This window comes from Ureibacillus sp. FSL K6-3587 (genome assembly GCF_038593165.1).
Classification (GTDB): Bacteria; Bacillota; Bacilli; order Bacillales_A; family Planococcaceae; genus Ureibacillus; species Ureibacillus suwonensis.
Map to the genome: position 1 here is coordinate 1,435,199 of NZ_CP151969.1, position 16,137 is coordinate 1,451,335.

Genomic DNA, 16,137 nt, shown 5'->3' on the forward strand with positions numbered 1-16,137 from the left:
TCAAATAAAATCTTTATAAAATATTGCATTTGCAACAAAAAGAAGGGTTTACAATGAAAGAAGTTCTTCGAGAAATTGGCATGATTGCAAGGGCGTTGGATTCTATCAGCAATATCGAATTTAAAGAATTTGATTTAACAAAAGGACAGTACTTATATCTTGTTCGAATATGCGAAAATCCGGGCATCATTCAAGAAAAGCTAGCGGAAATGATAAAAGTGGACCGGACTACTGCCTCCCGCGCCATTAAGAAGCTGGAATTAAATGGTTTTATTGAAAAGCGCGGCGATGCAAACAACAAAAAAATTAAAAAATTATACCCAACTGAAAAAGGAAAAAGCATTTATCCATTGCTTAAAAGAGAACACGATTATTCCAACGCCGTGGCTTTAAAAGGACTTTCTGAATCAGAAGTGGAAGCATTGTTCCATCTTTTGCAACGGGTAAGAAAAAATGTGGAAAAAGATTGGGAGTATGTCAAAAAAGGGAATAAACGAAATTATTGATGTAAGGAGCGACTCTTATGATATTCAAAATAAAAAAATGCACCCTTGAAGATATGGAAACATTGCAAAAGGTCGGCAGCGAAACCTTTTATGAAACCTTCAAGGATCAAAATTCGCCGGATAATATGAAAGCCTATTTGGAAAAGGCTTTTAATCCGGTGCAACTTGAAAGGGAATTATCCAATATCCATTCGCATTTTTACTTTGTTTATGTGCAAGATGAAGTGGCCGGCTACTTGAAGCTGAATATCCATGATGCCCAGACGGAAGAAATGGGGGATGAATCCCTTGAAATCGAACGGATTTACATTCGGAAAAAATATCAAAAGTTTGGACTTGGAAAAGCTTTGCTGAATAAAGCCATTGAAATTGCAAAGGCGTTAGATAAGAAAAAAATTTGGCTTGGCGTCTGGGAAAAGAATGAAAATGCCATTGGTTTCTATGAGAAAATGGGATTTGTTAAAACCGGCTCCCATACCTTTTATTTGGGCGATGAGGAGCAAACGGATTATATTATGGTCAAAACTTTGGAAGGTTGAAGTGGAGGAAAGGAATAATTTTGGGGAATCCTCGTATTTTGGGAAGCTTTCAAAGTGGATTTGGAAATCAAACCCACTTTTTTAACTTCCTTTATACTTTTCTGCAATATCTTTTAGCAAAGCAATGATTTCTTTATTTTGTTCAATTTGAATCTCACTATTGATACGGAGAAGTCTCAACCATCTGAAGAAAAAAGCAATCAACAATATTCCCTTGAAATCAAACCCGACAAATAATAAAAACCCGCTTTGAAATATAAAGCCTTTTCAAAACGGGTTTTTAATTGGAAAAATACAGGATATTTTTTGCGAATCAACATAAAACGATGATCCGAAATGGTGTGGTTTGGGCAGGAATGTTGCGGGTTGTTGGTCCATAAATAACGACTAAATCCCGGTTTCCAGGATATTTTGAAAAGAGTTGCCCATTACTCATCAAAATGGGGGTGAAAGGAGATAAATGTAATTGCAATTGCCCATCGCTGCTTAACAATTGATGATCGAAATAGCTGACTTTCACATTCCGGTCCGGATATTCTTTCACTATCACAAGGGCTTGATATTGGGGTGGATAGATGAGAATGGCCGGCAAATCGCCATTATAGTATCCCGTCACTTTGTCTCCAATCATGACTGTTTCTTGGTTGATGAAGTATGTTGAAGGGGTGACGACAAAATTGACGATTGAACCGGATTCATCTTCCACTGTAAACAATTTATTGCAACCTTCCATTTCGCCCCTTTGCCCCGTGAAAAAATCACTGATTGCCGTAACGGCCCCGCTGAAAGATAAAAAATTGGTCATGCGATACCTCCAGAACAAAGTAAATTCATTTCCATAACTAACAATATAGGTTATGATCTGAAAAAGTTTTGGTTAATTCGTGGTTCGAATCCAGTTCATTTTCACCATTATTCCGATAAAAGTCATTCTAAGAATATCGGGTAAGAAAATGAGTCAGATACTAAACTATGAACTGAAGGAGGAAGGAAAATGCTGAAAAGTCTTAATGAGGCGTTGGAATATATTGAAGCCCACTTAAATGACGAAATCGATGAAAAGGAAATTGAGAAAATTACAGGGACTTCGATTTATCATTTTAGACGAATTTTTTCATTTCTTTCAGGAATGACTTTAGGTGAATATATTCGAAATAGGAGATTATCTAACGCTACCTTTGATTTGCAAAATGAGGGAATGAGTGTCACAGAAGCCGCATTTAAATATGGGTATGAATCGGTAGACGGATTTTCCCGTGCTTTTAAAGAATGGTCAGGTATTAGCCCGTCAGAAGTAAGAAAGTCAACGAAGCTGAAAGCATTTCCGAAGCTCTCCTTCCAATTAACCATAAAGGGAGGAATCGATATGGACTATCGAATCGAGAAAAAGGAATCCTTTAAAATTGTAGGAAAGAAAAAAAGAGTTCCCATTCAATTTAAAGGAATTAATCAAGAAATCGTGGAATTAGCAAAGAGCATTACCCCAGAACAAAGGGAAAAGTTACGAAGCTATGCTGATATGGAACCATTTCAAGTCGTAAACGCATCTTTTAATTTTGATGATGGATGTATGGAGGAAAAAGGGAGTCTTAATCATATGATCGGCTACTTAACTACAAAAGATGTGGATTTTGAAGAATTTGATGTCGTAAAAGTGCCTGCACTTACTTGGGCGATTTTTTCATCAAAAGGCCCATTCCCAAACGTCATGCAAGAAACTTGGGCAAAAATTGCTTCAGAATGGCTACCTTCATCGGATTATGAATTAGTGGAAGCACCCAATATTTCCTTTACAGGCGATTTAAGTGATATGAACAATGTATATAGCGAGATTTGGTTTGCAGTAAAGAAAAAGGAGAAATAGGGAGAGTGGTTGTAGAGGCTGGGACAAAACTAGCTTCAAAATAGGAAAAAGGAGAATTTGAGCCAACTCAAATTCTCCTTTTTCCATTTCTCTCCATTATTTTTGGTCAGTTGATCTTTGTTGGCCGTGTATTTCCGTAAATTCACGGCCATTAAGGCAATCCCCATTTCATTTTCCACCTTCGATTTTCCTCGGACGGAAAATCGAGTGAAACGCAAATTAGCCTTCAAGAATCCAAAAACTGGTTCTACGTCCATTTTACGTTGACGGAAAATAGAACCTGCTTTTTCTTCTGAAAGCTTCGCTCTTACATATTCTTTTTGTCGTTCCCATTTTTCATTCACCATGACTTTTCGGTGGTTGCCTTCCTTTGCTTTTGTACATGAAGAACGGAATGGACATCCCGAACAGTTTTCACATTCATAGATTTTCAATTCTCGTTTGAAACCGGTCTTATCGGTACGTACAGAACGATATCGGAAGGTTACCCGCTGCTGATTCGGACACGTGTAGGTATCACTTTCTTCGTCGTACGTCCAATTGTCTGGATGAAATGGGTTTTGTTTATATTTCTTCTTTTGTTCTTTCTCATACATGGTATATGGAATAAGTGCCTCACATTTTCGATTCGAAAGGATGTCCTCATAGTTCTGTTCACTACCATAACCAGCATCTGCGACAATATATTTTGGCAATGGAAAATAATGCTTCTCAATCTCATTCAAGAACGGAATCAATGTACGTGTATCGGTAGGATTTGGAAAAATGCCATAAGCCAGTGCGTATTGACCTTCTGTTGCGATTTGTACGTTGTATCCAGCCTTCAATTGACCGTTTTTCATATAGTCGTCTTTCATTCGCATGAACGTCGCATCTAAGTCTGTTTTGGAATAACTATTCCGTTCACCCAAGATTTCGAAGTCTTTTTGATACTTTTGTTTACGTAAAATCAAGTCAATCAACTGTTTGTACACTCGCTTCGGATATTTCCGTTCGCTTCTTAATGCTTTTCGTTCTGTGGCATCGGGCGATGCTTCTATCTTTTGGTCATATTCCGTAATCACTTCATCGACTTGTTGCACCATTTGAGCGAGTTCTTCTACGGACAATTCCCCATCACTTTCCCGCTCCATTTCAGGGATGATTTCCTTCTCTAACAGTTCGTTGTAGAGCTGATTGGATTTTTCAATTAAGCTTTTGTTGTATTTTTCAATGGATTTTTTCCACACAAAAGTAAATCGGTTGGCATTCGCTTCAATCTTTGTACCGTCAATGAAAATTGCTTCTTGATCAATTAATTTTTCTTCCACCAGTTGGCAACGGAATTGGACAAAACATTGACGAATTAATTCTTTTACTTCCGGATGCACACGAAAACGATTGATCGTCCGATAACTTGGTTCATAGCCTTGTGCCAACCACATCATCCGAATACTGTCCTTTAAAAGGGCTTCAATTTTCCGACCTGAAAAGACTGATTGGGAATAAGCACACAAAATAATTTTTAGCATCATGCGTGGATGATAAGCAGGACAACCTGTATTTCGAAGAAACGGCTGAAAGGCTTCATCGGGGATACTTTCAACTAAATGGTGAATGTGGAAGGCAATATCATTTTCTTGTAATTTTATTTCTAAATCTAGAGGCAAAACTAATTGATTCATGTTATAATATTTGAACATAAGGACACTTCCTTTGATAAAATTTTTTGGGGTAGATACTTAAATTTTATCAGAAGATGTCCTTATTTTTATTAAAAAAATAGTAATAGCCCATGAAATTTCATTCCAACATTTCATGGGCTGTTTCCATTTTAGAGGAGGGTTTTGTCCCAGCCTCATTGTTATTTTTCCGTAAAAGCGATTTTCAGCCCAATCAATGTAAAAATGGATCCTTGCAGATAGTTCATTTTTTTGGAAATCATCGGATTTTTGCGCAGGAATTCTCCCACCTTGCCTGCAAAGACGCTGATTAAGCCAAAAATAAGGATTGTTTGAATGATAAATACAATCCCCAATAAGACCATTTGAAGGGAAACGTACCCGGCCTCATAATTGATAAATTGCGGGAATAAAGCCAAAAAGAACAAAGAAACTTTCGGATTTAACAGATTCATGATGATTCCTTTTTGATATAACGATTTGTAATCCAAGGAATCCGCACTTCCTAAGTTTATGCCGGAACTTTTATCCATAAAGGATTTATAAGCCAAATATAATAAATAAGCAGCTCCTGCATATTTTACGGCGTTAAACGCGATGGCGGAATGATAAACAACGGCCGCGATTACGGCGGTTGCGGCGCCAATATGTACGATTAGCCCTGTGCATAGGCCGAGCGTCGTATAAATGCCTGCTTTTTTCCCCTTTGCCATGCTTTGCGCCAATGTGAACATATTATCCGGCCCCGGCATAATGGTAAGAATGGCGGCTACGCTCAAAAAAGATAAGACCGTAAGCAGCTCCAATGATCTAAACCCCCTTAGTACAAATTTTTTATATTTTAACATAGATAAAAAATTGATATTGTTTAATTAAGGAATATATAAAATATTTCAGAGAGTGGGAAAATGAATTGAGAAAACGTATCGAAAAGCGGTTTGCATACCTTTATACGGGGGAGCTGGCCGCCGTCATATGTTTTATTATTGTGAGTTGGTTGTGGAATGAAGCCTATCCCCAATACAGGATATATTCTCTTGCTTCCTTTTGGCTGTCATTTATTTTTCTGGAATTCCTTTTAGTGCAAGGGAGCATGTATTGGTTTTCCAAATGGAAGCAGTTAAAAAAAGAGAATACACCTGTCACACCAATAAAAGTGGTACTGCGGATGAAGAAACTGCAGAAGATGAATATTGTTCTTATCATTGTCACGCCATTCGTTTTTGTTTTGGACATTTTCAGATGGTACCCGTTGCTGCCGGCAGAGGGTCTGACGCTTTCGGCTTTTGTTTTCATTTTTGCCATACTTGAATATATTAATTATTTTCATATACAACTTTCTTATGACAATCAATCGGATATACAGTATTTATTCAGGCACAAAAAGTTAAAAAGGGCGAGTTTAAGTAAAGACTTCGAACGGTTAAAAAAGTGAAGGGGTTTCCTTCACTTTCCGCTTTATTTATTCGTATTTTGTGCTCTCAACAAGTCACGGATTTCCCTTAACAGCTCTTCCTTCGTATCCAGCTCAGGAGCAGCTTCCTCCACCACTTCTTCTTTTTTCTTCTTTGTCAGCTTATTCAACATGCGAATAAATAGAAAAATGGCAAAGGAGATAATCAAAAAGTCGATGACGCTTTGCAAAAATACGCCAAAGGAAACCGTTGCATCCCCTACTCGCCAAATAAATGATTTGGTAAAATCGATTCCCCCGGTAAGAACCCCGACAAGTGGCATGATGATGTTGTCCACCAATGAAGAAACAATTTTGCCAAAAGCGGCCCCGATCACAACGGCTACGGCAAGATCGATGACATTCCCCTTCATGGCAAATTCTTTAAATTCTTTCCACATATAAATCCTCCAATATTTCCATGATGTTAAAATATTCCCTGTTTTGTCATGATGTAAACCGTTTAGTAGTTTTTTGAAGGGGCAGGAAGCATATAATATATATAGAAATGTTTTCCTGAACCAGGAGTTTTAAAAACAGTGGGGGGAGAAAATGGATCGAAATGAAATAAAACATTTGCGAATCAAGCAGTTGGCAGTTGTAAATGGAGCCATGATAACCGTTTTACTCCTCTTTTCTGCCATCATTCGTTTTGCCCCTGGCAGCTTTGCTTATTTCACCTTGGCTTTCGCTATACTCTCTTTTATTTATGCTGTGGTTGCGTTGGTAAAGAAGGATTCTCCAAAGTCGATCATTCCGCTCTTTGAAAAAGTGGCCGCATATGAAAGAGAAAAGTTGGGAGACGGATGGTATAAGCAAAGAAAAGCAGTCATTGTGTGCTATTTTATCATCGGATGCAATTTATTGGCGTCATCATTCTCTTCCTGGAATAACAGTTCCATAGAAAATATTCAACCGGATACCTTTTTTATGGGGGTCATCTCCATTTTGACTTTGGGAATGGTCAATCTCTTGATGCTGTTTCATAACCGGAAAATCGATCATTCAACAAAGGAAGATTTAAAAGGGTATACTTGGAAGTCCACCCTTATTGCTGCCGCAGTGGGAATTGCAGTTGTAACATTATTGATTGTATTTACGATTCATTATATTTTTTCAGGTATATAAAAAATTGGAAAATCAAGAAACGGGCTTGTCTAAAAAGTCCATAAAAACAGAGCGAATGGAGAAAACAATGAGTTTTTCCATTCGCTCTGTTTCCTTATTTTTGAAATTGGTTTGGGAATTTGCGGCCCATTTCAGTATGTTGTGGGCCATTGCCACAATCCCGAATTCTGTTCGGACTTTATGAAGCCCCCGTAACAGAAATCGAGTGAAACGCAAATTGCCCTTGATGTTCCCGAACACACTTTCGACATCCACTTTACGCTTCGCATAAAGAGCTGCCTTTTGTTCGTCACCAAGAGCTGCTTTGGCTTTCGCTTTCATTTCTTCATAAATCGTGTTCCAATATACTCGACGATTTCCTTTGGCTTTCGTACACCCATTCTTCAACGGGCAATCCGTACAATCTTCACACTCGTACACTTTCAAATCTTGTATGTATCCAGATGCATTTTTTCTTTTTTGATAATACTTGAATACGACTTTCCGATTGTTCGGACAGATAAAGCAATCGTCTTCTTCGATGTATTTCCAGTTTTGTACTTTTGATAAATCCTTTTTAAACTTTTTACTTTGTTCCTTCAAATAGGTTTGGTATGGGGCTAATAATTCAAAACGAGGTTCTTTTTCTTCGCCAATCGCATATAAATAGTTTTCTTCACTCGCATATCCTGCATCGGCAATGACATACTTGAGTTTCTTTTCCTTCGGTATCGATTCCAATAACTTTTCCATAAATGGTTGGAAACAGCGAGTATCTCCTGGATTTTGATAAATTTCAAATCCCACGATAAATTGATGTTGTGTGGCGAGTTGAACATTATAACCCGCCTTGAGTTGGCCGTTTTTCATATGGTCCTCTTTCATTCGCATAAAAGTGGCCTCATGGTCGGTTTTCGAGTAGCTATTTCGTTCACCTAGAATCTGTTTTTGTACTTTGTATTTTCGTAATCGTGGAAGATAATCCGTTTGAATCGTTTTCAGTTGTTTGGTGAGTTGGGATTTTTTAGAGCGAAGTTCTTTTTTTCTTTCTTTGTCTTCTTCCTGTTTATAATCTTTTTCCAAAGCTTCTATTCTCTCAGAAAGTTGTGCCGATGATTTTTCTAATTCTTCTTCTAATTGTTCTTCTTTTAATTCCTCCAAGGCGATTTGGTGCGCTTCTTGTAGAAACGATTGAATTTTGGCTCGTAGTTTCTGATCATATTTTTCTACGGATTTTCGCCATACAAACGTATATTTGTTGGCATTCGCTTCTATTTTCGTACCATCCACAAAAATATGGTCGAGGTCGATAAATCCTTGTTCTACTAGTTGAAGGACAAATTGTTCAAATACAGAATCCATCATGTTTGACATACGAACACTACGAAAATCATTTATTGTGCGATGGTCAGGGGTTTGCAATCCCGCCAACCACATCATCGGAAGATTTTCTTTCACCATTTGCGCCATTTTCCGACTTGAATAAACGTTTTGAGTGTACGCATATAAAATCACTTTCAATAACATTTTAGGGTGATAGGGTGCACGACCCCCACCAACATAATGAGTATACAACACTTCATCCGGAATCGATTCCACCATTTCATCCACTAAACGGGCGACATGATTTTCAGGAATATACATTTCGATATCTAAAATGCTCATGACTTGACGATTGCAATAAGGTTGGAAAACTAGCTTTTTGCGTTTCTTATTCTTTTGAACCTCTATTTTTTGAATACCCTCTAGAGTCATTTCTAATTGCGTGTTATAATTTTCTTGAATAGTCATTTGATTATTCATAAAAAATCGTCCTTTCTTTAGAATGTTTTTTGGTCAATTTCATTCTATAAAAAAGGACGATTTTTTTGTACCCTAAAAACAGAAAAAAGGGCTGAGCCGAAGGTCGATTCAATCGACTTTTCGGACAGCCCCGTTTCTTACCTCTAGTCAAGTGTTTTTTATTAAATAATTTGGTTAACATAGATTTTATTTTGGAAGGAAGGGGTACCCCTTCCTTCCAAAATAAATTTTCGCATGACAAATAGACCTCACGATTTCCATTTTTTTCGCCAGGTCTTTGTGATATAATCTTACTTACGATTACTGATGCATTGTTGCCTTTTCGTAATCGTATTTCAGATTATGTGTGATAAGGTGATAAGCCGATTTCAAGAACTTATTCACGCATGCTATGGACGCAACTTTATGAGGTTTCCTCTGGGGTTGCGTTTTTAATTTATCATAATAATCTACAATATGATTTTGTGTATTTTTCCGTAGTTGGATCATGGTCTGGATCATGTAAAATAGAATCTTTCTAAGTTTGTTATTTCCTCTTTTATTAATCTTGTCTTTATAAAAGGTATTCCCAGATTGATATCTCATGATATCAATACCGACGTAAGCATTCAGTTGTTTATGGTTTTTGAATCGTCGAATATCTCCTAGTTCTCCAATTAAACGAACTGCAGTCGTTTCTCCGATTCCTGGAAATGAAATTAAAATCTGATACTCTTGTTTATCTTTCGATAATTTAACCATCTTTTGGACAAGTTGATCTCTTTTCTCCTTCAAGTCTGCAATCCGTTTGGCATAATCCCGCACTTGTTCACAGCGAATATCATCTTTTGAAATTGCTGGATACGCTTCTTTTGCTGCTTCGATTAAAGCGATCCCTTTTTCTTCAGCACGTGCCAATGATAAGTTTTTTCTTGTGTTGGCTTTTAAACGATTACGAATCACTGTTTTTGAACAAACTAACACATGATCCGGATGAGGGTATAATTGAACGACATTCAAAAATAAAGCAGAACGTTTACTGAATAGCTTTTCTAACTCGGGAAAACTCAATTGTAGAATCGCATGTAAACGACTATATAAATGCGTCATTTCACTACTTAATTCATCATAATATCTCGTCATTGCACGCATTTGTTTATAATAATCCTCTTCTTGATAAGTTTGTTCACGTTCAACTCTAAAGTGAGTTTTCGCAAGTTCATGAGCGTCGCTTTTATCTGTTTTTTGTCTCCTCATTGAAGCCATTTGAATATTCGCTTCGAGTGGGTTAACTCGATAATACATATAACCTTGATCACCTAAGAATCGTTCTAGTGGTTTTGAATATACGCCTGTTGCTTCAAAGACAATATCAGGTGCCTGTCCATCTTTTTGTGTTAAAGATATAAGGGTTTCGTTTAATTTCTTGAAAGAGTAACGGTTATGGGTTATTTCACCCTCATATTCGCATTGACGATAACGGTCGTAAATGACCATTGTACTTTTCCCCATACTGACATCAAATGCCACTACGTGTTTCATATTTTCTGCCTCTCCTTTTTAGCCAAACATAGAAGTTCTTCACATTGCCTTATCGATTCCATTTTCTTATACACGGTCTCTTCGGACCCAACATACTAAACTGATTCAAATAAGGATGTGAAGTTGGTCTGTTTTTAATACGGACTCTATTTGGTCCCAGGGGCTGTTCGACCTTCCTTCACTTCTACTATAAAAAAAATAGTAGCACAAACCTTGGCCTAGGTCTGTACTACTAATGTTAGTATGTTTTTTGTGTGTCCCGCAACGGTAAAAAGATTATACGTCTGTAAAGAGGGTACAATAATACGGAAATATAACAATGAGGGAGAAATGATGGATGGATCAACAGATTTTAACAAAAGCGCAACAGGAAGAGTTAATTGGCATACTGAAGGAGCGCTTTGAAAAAAATATGCATCGCCATGAAGGATTGGATTGGGGACCGATTCAGGAGAAACTGGAAGCGAATCCGGATAAGCTTGGGTCTTTATATAAAATGGAAATAACTGAAGGGGAACCTGATGTAATAGGATATGATGAAAAGACAGAAGAATATCTGTTTTGCGATTGCTCCAAAGAAAGTCCCAAAGGGCGCAGAAGCCTTTGTTATGACCGTGAAGCATTGGAGTCGAGAAAAAAACACAAGCCTGAAAACAGCGCGATGGATTTGGCAAAAGAAATGGGCATTGAGATGTTGACGGAAGCACAATACCGCGAACTGCAAAAATTGGAGCCTTTCGACACCAAAACATCCAGTTGGATTTTGACGCCGGAGGATATCCGCCAGCGGGGCGGGGCATTGTTTTGTGACTGTCGTTATGGCCATGTTTTTGTTTATCACAATGGAGCGGATTCTTATTACAGTTCCAGAGGATTTCGCGGGTTGTTGAGGGTATAACCTCGCACCAATCATATGTGGGAGATTTTCCCCTGTCCTATTGTTTGCAGGAAGGGATGATGTGCCAGATGCAATCATCGGTATATGGTCTATTTTCTTGCCCCTGTTTTCACGGTAATTGCCGCATTTCCAGAAAGTCTCTCAACACTTTCAAAAACAAGTTTTTAAAGGAGAAGATGATATGGCTATCCAATATAAAGAGATTCTTTCAAAATCAATACTGACGGAAGCGTCTGGGTATCTGGATATCGGATTTACCCATTCATTGAATCCTTATGGCGGCTGCGCTTTTGCTTGCCGCTATTGTTATGTCCGCGAATTGCCGATTCAAAAGTTTAAAGGAATTTCATGGGGCGAATGGGTGGATATCAAAATGAATGCGCGGGAAGTTTACAGGAAAGAAATCATAAAACTTCGAAAAAAAGAACGTCCCATCAATCTTTATATGTCTTCCGCAACGGATCCATATCAGCCGATTGAAAGAAAGGCGTGCATCACAAGGGGGATATTGGAAGAAATGCTCCAAAATCCCCCGGATCTCCTTGTCATTCAAACAAGGGGCCCTTTGATTGAAAGGGATATAGATCTGCTTGTCCAACTGAAAGAACAATGCAAATTGATCGTATCCATGACCGTTGAAACGGATCGGGAGGATGTCAAACGGGTTTTTGCCCCTTTCGCCCCAAGCATAGAAAAACGGATTGAAACGCTGGAAAAATTGCACCTTGCCCAAGTTACAACACAAGCGGCCATTTCCCCGGTGTTGCCATTCACTCCCGGGTTTCCCAAAAAACTTGATGGCATTGCCGATTATATATGGATAGATACATTGACGATTGGTGATGGAGCGGCAGGAAAACGTTCTGCCCGTTTAAAAATGCCTCAACTCTTTTCAGAAAATCAATTTTCGGAATGGTACCAACAGAACTTACATGTCAAAGTGGAAAATTATTTCAAACAATTCTTTCCAAGTGAAATGATTCGCGTATCCAAACAGGAAGCTTTTTTAAAATAACCGGATTGAGGGGTAAAAAAGTATAAAAGTTTATCCACAAATGATAAATTATTCCCATGTATATTAGAAAAATAAAAAAATATTTTAATTTTCAACTTCCGAAAATTTACACAAAATAAGAAAAATGATTTATAATAATAGTTAATATTGTAGCGGTTCAATTTTTTTAAATAAAATTAATGGTGCAAAAGAACTATTAATATAATTGGTTTTTTAATTTTTGAAAATTTGCCGAAAGATTCACTAGGAAATAAGTCTTATTTTGGGTTTCGGTTATATGGGAGGGATAAAAATGGTGTTATTTAAAAGTTTCAGCAAAAACAGCAAAATTAAAGCAAGCCAAGATGAGCCAAAATGGGCGGAAGCGGTGGGTCTTCAAGAGAAAAGAATGAATGTAAACGGTGATTCTGATATACCCAAACAATTAAAATTGATTAATTTGACGGAGAACGATTTACAATTATTAGCTTGCCTAAAACCGTATATTGAAAAAAATATTGAAGAAATCGTAAACGCATTCTATGGGGATCTCACTTCCATTCCAGTTCTGAATGAAATCATCAATAAACACAGTTCTGTTGAACGGTTGAAAAAGACTTTGAAAATACATATTTTAGAGATGTTTTCCGGAAAAATAGATAAAGCATTTATTGAAAAAAGGATAAGAATCGCACAAGCGCATTTGAAAATCGGATTAATTCCAAAATGGTACATCGGCGCCTTTCAAAATATATTGAATTCCTTCATTAATATTATTAGCCGGAGTGATTGGTCAAGGGAAAGCATCGAAAAAGCCACTCTCCTGTGTACAAAACTGATCAACTTTGAAACACAAATTGTTCTGGAAGAGTATGAAAAAGAAAAAAGGGAACATATACATATTCAGCACGAAAAAGTGAAAGGGGAATTGAAAAACAATTTATCCCTCATCACAAAAAATTTGGCGCACCTTTCTGAAGAGACGACAAATTCCATTAAAGAGATTATTCATTATTCGAATGAAATTAAGAACGATACCGAAAGCTATATCCATGATGTCAGAGAAATGGAGAAGAATACAAACAACGGCAATATATTAATGGAAGAATTGAAAGAGAAAATAAACTCCATTTCAGAGAAGACAAAAGAAATGGAAACTCTTGTACTGGAACAACAAAAAGCATCGGACAAAATCAACAACATTATCTCTCTTGTCACTCAAATTGCTGATCAAACAAATCTCCTTGCGTTAAACGCGGCTATTGAGGCGGCGAGAGCAGGAGAACACGGAAAAGGGTTTGCTGTCGTTGCGGAAGAAGTGCGCAAACTGGCGAACCAATCCAAAGAATCGGTTAAACAAATTACGGAAATTATTGAAAGTACATCCAAAATTACGAAAGATACAGTCTCTACAACTTCCATGATCCGGGATACAGTCACATCCGGCTTGGAAAGCGGTGTAAAAGTAAAAGATACCTTCTATCAAATCGAAGTATCGCTGCAGGATAGCAAAAATAAAATTGAAGTCGTCGGAAAAGATATTGAAAATCTTGTGGAAACGATTGAAAAAATTAAACATTATACTTCCGATGTCGCAAATCAAGCAAAAGAATTGTATGAAAAAACAGTGAACCTCTAATACTTTCAGGAATAAACGGATTTTAGTATTTATACACAATAATGATTATCCAACGGGGATTGGATAATCATTTACTGATTTTGCCTCATTTATAAAGGCCTTTCTTGGAAAGTTTGGCTCTTTTGAACATTGGATTTTCTCTTTTCTACAAATCTCAGAAAAATATTGTTCGAGATGAGGGCGGAAATGATGAAAATGGTTCCGATTGTCTCAAAAATGGTTAAGGCATAACCTTGTATGAGGGAAATGAATAAGGTTGTTACCGGAACAAAGTTGATAAAGAGCAACCCATTTAACGGGGATAATAAACTGACTCCAATATTCCAACCGAGTAACGCAATAACCCCGGGAAAGATAATCATAAAGAGCAAATGGGGCACAACTTCAACTAAATCGTTCTTCACAGGAAACGATACAACCCCAAAAAGCGTTGCCCCAATTGTGATAATGAATGCTGTCAATGTTCCAAGCAAACAGCTTAAAGTGGAATAACGCAACGGAGACCATCCATCAAATCGACTCCCGCCGATTGTGTAAATGACCCAGCTAATGACTGCTATTAATAACAGAAAAACCGGAATGATACTATCAGCCGCTCTGAAAAATGACTGAATATCTCCCTTCGTAATGACGAAACAAGCACCGGCAAAAGAAAAAAGAACACAAACCAATGTAAAAGACAGCGGCCGATGCTTAAGGAAAATCCACGCAATAACAATGGAAATCATAGGCATGAGGGATTCCATAATGGAAGCGGCCATCACACCGGATTGCCCCAGCAAATCTTGCCCCAAGAAAATAAATAAATTATAAACGGTAAAGGCCATTGTGCCGTAAAACCAGAGAGGCAAACCTTTCCCTTCTAAACGAAAGGCCTTTCTCCCTTCCCGCCAATACAAAATTCCAGCGAGAATGATAGTGACGGTTCCATAACGGAAAATGGTGAAGTAAAAAGGATCGATAAATCGGAAGGCGGAATGGGCCACCGGAAACATGGCTCCCCATGAAACAGCTGCTATAAAGCATAGTAGTGCCCCAATGAGAATTTTATTCTTCAATTTAAGCTACCCCTTTCTGCAAAAATTGTTATAATCAATATTAGCTTCAATTTAATATCACGTAAAATGAATAAAATGGATGGTTACTATCATTTTTTGTGATGAAGAGAGAGTGGCAATCAAGGAGGTTTAATTGTGGAATTAAAGGATTTAGAAATATTTCAATTGGTGGCGGAAAAGGGGACAATCACAGAAGTGGCAAAAGAATTGAATTATGTCCAATCGAATGTTACGTCCCGCATTCAGAAACTGGAAGCCGAACTGAACACACCTTTATTTCATCGACACCGCCGTGGAATGACGTTAACGCCGGAAGGAAAAAAACTATTATCATATAGTGAAAAAATACTGAAGCTCACAGACGAAATGAAAAAAGCCGTTAAAAATCATGATGAACCAACCGGAAAATTGGAAATTGGTACGGTGGAGACCGTTTATCATCTGCCAATCATTTTATCTTCATATATAAAAAAATATAAAAATGTGGAGCTGTCTCTTTTTACAGGGGTGACGGAGAGTTTGGAAAAAGAGGTGCTCAATCATAAGTTGGATGGCGCTTTCGTGACAAAATCCAACTTCCACCCCGAACTGGAAGTTTTTGATGTTTTTGATGAGGAACTTGTGTTGATTTCGGATTGCCGCGAACGAACAATGGAAGAATTAAAACATGAGCCGTTTTTATGCTTCAGCACCGGTTGCGGCTACCGTGCGCGGCTTGAACAATGGTATAAAGATCAAAACATTGCACCGCAAAAAATTATGGAGTTTGGCACATTGGAAACCATATTGCGAAGCGTTGCGATGGGGCTGGGAGTTTCCTTCGTTCCAAAATCCGCAGTTTCACACCTTGAACAAAGCGGTGAGATTCGGTGCCACCGGTTGCCGGAACAATACAGCAAAGTAAAAACCGTTTTCATTCGAAGAAAAGATTCCTATTTAACGGCCAGCATGGAAAAATTTTTGGAAACGATTGAGAAAAGCAAAGAGGCCATTTATCGCAATCTTGAATCAAATTAATATCCGATAGCTATTTTTATTTTTTTAATAGAATTGTTAAAATATATAAATCATCTGTTCTTACTTGGAATGAAAGA

The 16,137-nt window shown here is 37.6% G+C and carries 16 protein-coding genes; 9 read left to right on the top strand and 7 right to left on the bottom strand.

All coding sequences use genetic code 11. The features are described from left to right. The first annotated feature begins 53 nt into the window (after window positions 1-53). Together NSS77_RS07050 and NSS77_RS07055 are read left to right on the top strand one after the other, a co-directional pair. A complete protein-coding gene (locus NSS77_RS07050) occupies window positions 54-506 on the top strand; it encodes a MarR family transcriptional regulator (protein ID WP_342470959.1) in 453 nt (150 codons plus the stop codon). A 17-nt stretch (window positions 507-523) separates the two neighbouring features. Continuing rightward, complete coding sequence (locus NSS77_RS07055; protein WP_342470960.1) at window positions 524-1,045, top strand: GNAT family N-acetyltransferase; 522 nt, start codon at window positions 524-526, stop codon at window positions 1,043-1,045. Between the two features lie 313 nt (window positions 1,046-1,358). Here NSS77_RS07055 and NSS77_RS07060 read toward each other — a convergent pair whose 3' ends face one another. Further along, a complete protein-coding gene (locus tag NSS77_RS07060) occupies window positions 1,359-1,850 on the bottom strand; it encodes a hypothetical protein (RefSeq protein WP_342470961.1) in 492 nt (163 codons plus the stop codon). 189 nt (window positions 1,851-2,039) lie between these two features. Between NSS77_RS07060 and NSS77_RS07065 the strand changes: the two genes are divergently transcribed. Beyond that, complete coding sequence (locus NSS77_RS07065; protein ID WP_342470962.1) at window positions 2,040-2,909, top strand: AraC family transcriptional regulator; 870 nt, start codon at window positions 2,040-2,042, stop codon at window positions 2,907-2,909. 35 nt (window positions 2,910-2,944) lie between these two features. Here NSS77_RS07065 and NSS77_RS07070 read toward each other — a convergent pair whose 3' ends face one another. Continuing rightward, the gene (locus NSS77_RS07070; protein WP_342470963.1) at window positions 2,945-4,591 is read right to left on the bottom strand and encodes an IS1182 family transposase; all 1,647 of its coding nucleotides are present in this window, start codon (window positions 4,589-4,591) and stop codon (window positions 2,945-2,947) included. Between the two features lie 161 nt (window positions 4,592-4,752). Next, window positions 4,753-5,376: a LysE family translocator gene (locus tag NSS77_RS07075; protein ID WP_342470964.1), complete on the bottom strand. Its 624-nt coding sequence runs from the start codon at window positions 5,374-5,376 to the stop codon at window positions 4,753-4,755. Between the two features lie 107 nt (window positions 5,377-5,483). On the opposite strand from NSS77_RS07075, the gene NSS77_RS07080 reads away from it, so the two are divergent. Further along, window positions 5,484-6,005 carry a general stress protein gene (locus NSS77_RS07080; protein ID WP_141602586.1) on the top strand — a complete coding sequence of 174 codons (522 nt, stop codon included), beginning with the start codon at window positions 5,484-5,486 and terminating at the stop codon, window positions 6,003-6,005. Window positions 6,006-6,028: 23 nt separating this feature from the next. On the opposite strand, the gene mscL is transcribed toward NSS77_RS07080, so the two are convergent. Next, window positions 6,029-6,424, bottom strand: a complete 396-nt coding sequence (gene mscL, locus NSS77_RS07085) for a large conductance mechanosensitive channel protein MscL (protein WP_141602587.1) — start codon at window positions 6,422-6,424, stop codon at window positions 6,029-6,031. A 151-nt stretch (window positions 6,425-6,575) separates the two neighbouring features. Here mscL and NSS77_RS07090 point away from each other — a divergent pair, with 151 nt between their 5' ends. Then, window positions 6,576-7,151 carry a hypothetical protein gene (locus NSS77_RS07090; RefSeq protein WP_342470965.1) on the top strand — a complete coding sequence of 192 codons (576 nt, stop codon included), beginning with the start codon at window positions 6,576-6,578 and terminating at the stop codon, window positions 7,149-7,151. Between the two features lie 12 nt (window positions 7,152-7,163). Here the strand turns inward: NSS77_RS07090 and NSS77_RS07095 are convergent, their stop codons facing one another. Together NSS77_RS07095 and NSS77_RS07100 are read right to left on the bottom strand one after the other, a co-directional pair. Then, window positions 7,164-8,933: an IS1182 family transposase gene (locus NSS77_RS07095; RefSeq protein ID WP_342470967.1), complete on the bottom strand. Its 1,770-nt coding sequence runs from the start codon at window positions 8,931-8,933 to the stop codon at window positions 7,164-7,166. A 300-nt stretch (window positions 8,934-9,233) separates the two neighbouring features. Continuing rightward, window positions 9,234-10,454 carry an IS110 family transposase gene (locus NSS77_RS07100; RefSeq protein WP_342468463.1) on the bottom strand — a complete coding sequence of 407 codons (1,221 nt, stop codon included), beginning with the start codon at window positions 10,452-10,454 and terminating at the stop codon, window positions 9,234-9,236. Between the two features lie 337 nt (window positions 10,455-10,791). Here NSS77_RS07100 and NSS77_RS07105 point away from each other — a divergent pair, with 337 nt between their 5' ends. The 3 genes from NSS77_RS07105 to NSS77_RS07115 all read left to right on the top strand — a co-directional run bounded on the left by NSS77_RS07105 (window position 10,792) and on the right by NSS77_RS07115 (window position 13,985). Beyond that, window positions 10,792-11,352: a DUF4256 domain-containing protein gene (locus tag NSS77_RS07105; RefSeq protein ID WP_342470968.1), complete on the top strand. Its 561-nt coding sequence runs from the start codon at window positions 10,792-10,794 to the stop codon at window positions 11,350-11,352. A gap of 181 nt (window positions 11,353-11,533) precedes the next feature. Then, on the top strand, window positions 11,534-12,367 hold the full coding sequence (locus NSS77_RS07110; RefSeq protein ID WP_342470969.1) for a radical SAM protein: 834 nt from the start codon (window positions 11,534-11,536) through the stop codon (window positions 12,365-12,367). A 292-nt stretch (window positions 12,368-12,659) separates the two neighbouring features. Further along, window positions 12,660-13,985 carry a globin-coupled sensor protein gene (locus NSS77_RS07115; protein ID WP_342470970.1) on the top strand — a complete coding sequence of 442 codons (1,326 nt, stop codon included), beginning with the start codon at window positions 12,660-12,662 and terminating at the stop codon, window positions 13,983-13,985. Window positions 13,986-14,074: 89 nt separating this feature from the next. On the opposite strand, the gene NSS77_RS07120 is transcribed toward NSS77_RS07115, so the two are convergent. Next, window positions 14,075-15,043: a DMT family transporter gene (locus tag NSS77_RS07120; RefSeq protein WP_342470971.1), complete on the bottom strand. Its 969-nt coding sequence runs from the start codon at window positions 15,041-15,043 to the stop codon at window positions 14,075-14,077. Window positions 15,044-15,178: 135 nt separating this feature from the next. Between NSS77_RS07120 and NSS77_RS07125 the strand changes: the two genes are divergently transcribed. Further along, a complete protein-coding gene (locus tag NSS77_RS07125) occupies window positions 15,179-16,060 on the top strand; it encodes a LysR family transcriptional regulator (RefSeq protein ID WP_342470972.1) in 882 nt (293 codons plus the stop codon). Window positions 16,061-16,137: the final 77 nt, after the last annotated feature.